Origin of the sequence: Anaerovibrio sp. (assembly GCF_051866355.1) — a bacterium.
In the GTDB taxonomy this organism is placed as follows: Bacteria; Bacillota; Negativicutes; order Selenomonadales; family Selenomonadaceae; genus Anaerovibrio.
In genome coordinates this window covers 1-4,898 of record NZ_JBJDWZ010000014.1, presented here as the reverse complement: position 1 = coordinate 4,898, position 4,898 = coordinate 1, and the positions used below count along the sequence as shown (strand labels likewise).

Here is a 4,898-nt window from a genome sequence, read left to right as displayed (position 1 = left end):
CACAACAGCATCACCAATGTCCCGCAGAGGTCACTCAGGCTGCCTAATATCATTTTCATCAAAGACATCGCCGCACTCAGGGCAGAATTTCGGCGGCTTTGCCGGATTTTCCGGTTCCCAGCCGCATTTGTCGCACCTATAGACAGGCACACCGGCAGGCTTTTTCGCTCCGCATTCCGAGCAGAACTTGCCCTTGTTCAGCGTGCCGCAGCTGCATGTCCAGCCCTCGGAAGGCTTTTTGCTGCCGCACTCGGTACAGAACTTGCCCTTGTTCACCGCACCGCAGCTGCATGTCCAGCTGCCTGCCTCCGAAGCCACAGCAGCCGCTGGCTGCACCGGCTGCTGTGGTGGCTGTGGCTGTGGTGACTGCGGCGGCTGTGGCGGCTGTGGCACTCCCGGCTGCTGCCCAAAGCCCTGCATATTCATCATGCCGGCGTTCTGCGCCATCCCCATGCCCATGAAGGCCATGGCAGGCCCGGCCGATTCGTTCTGAGCCGCTGCCTGCATCGCCTCGGTAACACCGCCTGCCATATAGGCAGTACGCATATTGGCATTCATCAGGGTCGCACGGCTCTGGTACTCCTTCAGCCTTTCCTCATCCTCATCGCTGGCCTTGATGGAGCTGATACCGAAATTCACGATTTCAATGCCCCTCTGCTGTCCCCATTTCTGGCTCAATACCTCATTGATGGAATCGGCCAGCTCCATGGTATGGGCATAAATTTCGTCATAGCCGATGCGCATGGCTGACAGCTTGGCAAAGGCCGGCTGCAGTGCCGTCAGCAAATCGCTTTTCAGCTGGCTGTCAATGGCATCACGGCGATATTCCTGCTCCACGTTGCCGCAGATATTGGTATAAAACAAAATAGGGTTGGTGATCCGATAGCTGTATTCGCCAAAGCACCGCAGGGACATAGTCAGCCGGAAATTTATCTCCGTATCGACAATCTTGAAGGCGATGGAGCTCGGAGTTCCATACTTGTTGCCCATGATTTCCTTGGTGTTAAAGAAATACACCCTCTGATCCTGCCCAGGGTCACCGCCAAAGGTAAAGCGCTTGCCAATCTGCTGGAAGACGCCCTTGACACCTTCGGACAAGCCATCGGTAAACAGGGATGGCGCCAGGGAGGTATCGTATCTGTACTCGCCGGCCTCCGAGCAGATGTCCACCACCTTGCCGTTCTCCACGATAATCATGCACTGCCCCTCGTTGACAGCAATCACGGAGCCGTTGGTGATTACGTTGTCCTCACTGCTGGTATTTGAGCTTCTGCCCCTGCTGCTGATGCGCTTCTGCCCCTTCGCCACCAGCACATCAGCCGGCAGGCTTTCACAGTAAATATACTCCTTCCACTGATCCGCCAAAACGCCGCCTGCCGCACCAATTGCCGCTTTAATCAATCCCATAAAAATCCTCCTAACAAATCAATAAAGAATTCTGTTTATTACTATACACAACCTATAATAACAATTCTAAATAATAAAGTAAACCCTTATTTTGCTATTTGTCAAAGATAGTATTTTAGTACCTGAAAAGTATAAAAGCTCCACACTGCACAATAAAAAGCCGCAGGAAAGCAAATCCTTTCCTGCGGCATCCTTGCACGCATTGTCCCACATGCTGGATTTTATAATATAGCAGCGTGACCTTTTATTTCTTTATCAGCTCGCTCATGCGGCCCACCGGCCTGCTCAAATCAAGATGACCGGAGAGGGAGTCTATCTCCTTGCCCTCTATCAGAATCTGTACCTTCTTGATTTCCGGGAATTCCGTCAGTGTATTTACCAAGGAGCCCACCAGCATTTCCTCGCCGGTAGAGCCGCCCACAAAGCCGTTTGTGAGATTTTTGTCAAAATCCACCTTTGCTACCCCGCCGCTGACAGAAACCTTCAGCAGTTTTGTCTTTTTCGGAAAAACTGTTGTCAGCTTCTTGTCGTCAGTGCCTGCCAGCAGGGCCTCCACTGCCGCCTTATACTTGTCCGCCTCCTGCGCCTTCACGGTCTTGGCAACAGCCACCAGCCCCGTGGCATTCACATCAGGATAATACACGCTGACATCCATAACAGCTGACTTCTGGGCAGCCGAGCCGGAAGCGGCTGATGAACTGGAACTGCTGGAAGCTAATGATGCACTGCTGCCGTTGTCCGCCTTGTTCTGCTCGCTGCAGCCTGCCAGTGCCACCGCACACAATACCGCCAGAACCACGACTAAAATTTTTTTCAATTTCATATCTACCCTCTGCTCCTATCTTTTACCTCATCTTAAAGTATTGACTGATGCCACGGCAGATTGCCACGGCAATCTTGTGCTGAAAATCTGGATCCCCCAGCAGCGCCTCTTCCTGATAATTGCTGATAAAAGCCGTTTCTATCAGCGTTGCCGGCATGGCTGAATTCTTGATTACGTAAAATCTTGCCGTCCTGGCACCGCGGCTTGCCAGCCCCGTTTCCTCCACAATAGCCTGATGGATGGCCTCTGCCAGCAGCCTGCCCCGATAGCTGGACTGATAATAAAATGCGCTGGTTCCGTGCGCCGTCGGCGAAGTAAAGGCATCACAATGGATGCTGACGAATATCTCATTGGCAGGATTGGCATTGCCCACATCCACCCTGGCCTGCAGTTCATCGCGGTCACTGGCCAGCGGGCCATACACATCCACGTCCGTATCCCGCGTCATGGTCACAATCGCGCCGGAACTCCGCAGAATCGATGCCACGTTTTGGGAAATTGCCAGGGTTGCCGTCTTTTCCAGCAGTCCGTTGTGCCCCCTGGCACCGCTGTCACTGCCGCCGTGGCCGGGATCCAGCACAATCCTGTGCCCTGCCAGATTTTCAAAGCTTTCCGATTCCTTTGGCTGTTCCAGCTCATACTCGTCGGCCAGCTTATCCTCCGCAATCTCAATCACCATGCGGTATGGCTTTTTGCCATGCCTTTCCGGCTCGGCAAAATAAATTTTATAAGCCTGATCTGCCACCGGCTTGTTCAGGGAAATCATTACATCCAGCGAATTATCGCCATTGTCCCTCAGCGTCAGATATTTGGCAATCTTTCTGTCCAGCGAAATATCTGACTTTACCTTGCCCCGGGAGGTATCCTGCAAAATCACATGAAGCTGCTTTGGCGTCAGCTCCTTCACCTTTGTGCTGTACTCTGCACTGCCCCCCTTGATGCCAAGTTCAAGCCGCAGCCAGCTTCGCCCCTCATGGGTAAAGGTTTCATATTTAAAATAATTCAGCTCATGGGAGGCCGCAGCTTCTACCCTGCCGGCATCCTCTGCACACCCGAAAATTCCCACAAGAACTGCCATCACCAGCAGCACCTTCACCAGCTTGTCCTTTACAAAGCTCAAATGCACTACATCTCCTTATTTGTCTAGTTCCAATCTCTGCTATCACTTATATTCTACCACTATTCCCGAGCCTATACAGGCCGGAATCGCCTTAATCTTCCATCAGGGACAAGGCCTCTGCCAGCATGGCCTGCTTTTTCGCCTCATCCAGACTGATGCTCAGGCTGATATAATCGCCCTCGCCCATATTCTCCGGCAGAAGCTCCGCCGGAAAATTCAGCTGATAATCACCCTCATTCAGCAGAATCACTGCCACGCCTTCTTCCAGCCTGTCAATATAGCCTGCAATCACAGCATGTCACCTCACATCATTTGCCGCATAAAACGCTATTTGCCGTACAAAATGTCATTTACCGCAGGAAACGCTGTAGCCGCTGCCATCACTGACAATCGTCACCGTACCACTTGTGTCGGTGCGGTAAATCTGCCTGATGCCCTGCTTCCTGTACCTTTCCAGCGTCACATCATGCGGATGGCCGTACTGATTGTTCGCTCCGGCAGAAATCATTGCCGCCTCCGGCTTTACAGCCTGCAAAAATTCCTTGGAGGATGAGCTTTTGCTGCCGTGATGCCCGGCCTTCAAAATCTGGCAGTGCAGCTTACTGCCGTAAGAGGCTGCCATTTGCTTTTCCACCGGTGACTCCGCATCACCGGTCAGCAGCATGGCAAAGCTGCCGAAGCTGAGCCTGCCCACCACGGACTGATTGTTGATGTCCGGCTTTTCCCCGGCCTTGATAGCGGCCGTATCGTCCTTTATCTGCTGTGCCGTCGGGCTGAGCACCTCATAGGTCACGCCATTGCCAAAATCCAGCACATCACCGGCCTTGACCTTCACCTGCTGCGTTCCCTGTGCCTTGGCCGCCTTCAGGGCGTTGACAAAGTATTTATTGGTGGAAGGAATCCCGTTATACACGAGCTCCTTCACGCCGTACTTCTCAATCACCTGGGCCGCCTTGCCGATGTGGTCGGCGTGGGCATGGGTAAGTATCAGCTTGTCAATGGCCGTGACATCGGCCTTTTGCAGCTCCTCAAAAAGCTGGTTATTAGCCTTGCCCTTTTTGCCATCCTCGTAGTATTTATCATCACCGGTGTCAACCAATATAGTCTGGCTGCCTGTCTGAATGAGGATGGCATCCCCCTGCCCCACATCCAGCACCTTGACTGTCAGTCCGCCGCCTGCGGCCTTCGCCGCCGCGGCCCCCTGACCGGCAGCACCAGCATCAGAGCTGCCCGCACCGGCTCCCTGACCGCCGCAGCCTGCCAGCAGCAGCATACATGCCAGCATCAGGCAGCAGATAAAATTACCAACGCGTTTCATTGTCCGCCTCCCCCGCAAAAATTCATAGCTTACGCTTTATTACACGCTATCGCTTTTCCCTGTTGACAATATACAGCCTGACCACCAGTGCCGCCAGCCAGAAGCCATAGGCTCCCAGGCACACGTAATCTATCGTCTGCAGATTGCCAAAATCCATATCCAGGGCAATAATCGCTGTCATCAGAATTATAATCAGCCAGTCTGTCAGCTGCATTCCCTTCAGCTTCATA

Annotated in this window: 6 protein-coding genes; all 6 read right to left on the bottom strand. The window is 53.1% G+C overall.

All coding sequences use genetic code 11. The features are described from left to right. Positions 1–30 precede the first annotated feature (30 nt). Positions 31–1,407 carry an SPFH domain-containing protein gene (locus tag ACI3UA_RS00785; protein ID WP_439722929.1) on the bottom strand — a complete coding sequence of 459 codons (1,377 nt, stop codon included), beginning with the start codon at positions 1,405–1,407 and terminating at the stop codon, positions 31–33. A 244-nt stretch (positions 1,408–1,651) separates the two neighbouring features. Next, positions 1,652–2,230 carry a GerMN domain-containing protein gene (locus ACI3UA_RS00780; RefSeq protein ID WP_439722928.1) on the bottom strand — a complete coding sequence of 193 codons (579 nt, stop codon included), beginning with the start codon at positions 2,228–2,230 and terminating at the stop codon, positions 1,652–1,654. Positions 2,231–2,252: 22 nt separating this feature from the next. After that, the gene (locus ACI3UA_RS00775) at positions 2,253–3,350 is read right to left on the bottom strand and encodes an N-acetylmuramoyl-L-alanine amidase family protein (protein WP_439722927.1); all 1,098 of its coding nucleotides are present in this window, start codon (positions 3,348–3,350) and stop codon (positions 2,253–2,255) included. Positions 3,351–3,441: 91 nt separating this feature from the next. Continuing rightward, positions 3,442–3,642, bottom strand: a complete 201-nt coding sequence (locus ACI3UA_RS00770; RefSeq protein WP_439722926.1) for a DUF3006 domain-containing protein — start codon at positions 3,640–3,642, stop codon at positions 3,442–3,444. A gap of 54 nt (positions 3,643–3,696) precedes the next feature. Next, complete coding sequence (locus ACI3UA_RS00765; protein ID WP_439722925.1) at positions 3,697–4,668, bottom strand: ComEC/Rec2 family competence protein; 972 nt, start codon at positions 4,666–4,668, stop codon at positions 3,697–3,699. Positions 4,669–4,714: 46 nt separating this feature from the next. Next, a partial coding sequence (locus tag ACI3UA_RS00760; RefSeq protein ID WP_439722924.1) for a hypothetical protein occupies positions 4,715–4,898 on the bottom strand: 184 nt, incomplete at its 5' end.

What these genes read in the sequence shown, in the direction of transcription:
- ACI3UA_RS00785 (WP_439722929.1), bottom strand. Translation starts at nt 1,407, where the DNA reads ATGGGATTGATTAAAGCGGCAATTGGTGCGGCAGGCGGCGTTTTGGCG.
- ACI3UA_RS00780 (WP_439722928.1), bottom strand. Translation starts at nt 2,230, where the DNA reads ATGAAATTGAAAAAAATTTTAGTCGTGGTTCTGGCGGTATTGTGTGCG.
- ACI3UA_RS00765 (WP_439722925.1), bottom strand. Translation starts at nt 4,668, where the DNA reads ATGAAACGCGTTGGTAATTTTATCTGCTGCCTGATGCTGGCATGTATG.